Origin of the sequence: Methylibium sp. T29-B, assembly GCF_000576225.1 — a bacterium.
GTDB classification, from domain to species: Bacteria; Pseudomonadota; Gammaproteobacteria; order Burkholderiales; family Burkholderiaceae_C; genus Methylibium; species Methylibium petroleiphilum.
This window is the reverse complement of sequence record NZ_AZSN01000401.1, coordinates 1-559: the sequence shown is the minus strand read 5'-3', so window position 1 is coordinate 559 and position 559 is coordinate 1. Positions and strand designations below refer to the sequence as shown.

The window sequence follows — 559 nt, the reverse complement described above, 5'->3', positions numbered from 1 at the left end:
CCGCCAGCTGCTGGGCTGCCTGCCATTCGCGCCGCGCCAGCCGGCCGCGCAGCGCGTCGCGCTGCAGGGCCGCGAGCTCGCCCAGGTCCTGCAGCAGCGCGAGCAGGTGCTCCCAGTCGGCGTGCAGCAGCGTCCATTCGGCGCGGAACGCCGCCACCATCTCGGCGATCGCGGTCTCACGCGGCTCGTCGGTCGGGCGGTCGATCAGCCGGTCCAGATGCCACAGCGCCGTGCGCAGCACCTGCTGCGCTGCGGCCGGGGCCTCGCGCGCCAGTTCGTGCAGGCCTAGCTCGCCGATCGCCTGACGCAACGGCTGCAGCGCCTGCGGATCGTCGAAGTCGAGCGCCGCATCGGGCAACTCGCCGGCCTCGAGCGCCGCGAGCCAGGCCGGCCCCTGCCGCAGCCGCGCCTCGCTAGTCCCGACCGCGCTGATCAGCGTCGGCAGCCACAGCTCGCGCGGCAGCGCGGCGAGGCCATCGTAGGGCCGGTCGACGGCGGCCAGGCGCGGTCCATCGGGCGTTCAGGCCGTGGCCGCCGCTTCGCTCCAGCGCACCGGCGC

General features: G+C 76.0%; 1 pseudogene. It reads right to left on the bottom strand.

Annotated elements, in window-relative coordinates:
• Window positions 1-358, bottom strand: a pseudogene (locus Y694_RS22180) (VWA domain-containing protein); the annotation flags it as partial.
• Between the last annotated feature and the right edge of the window lie 201 nt (window positions 359-559).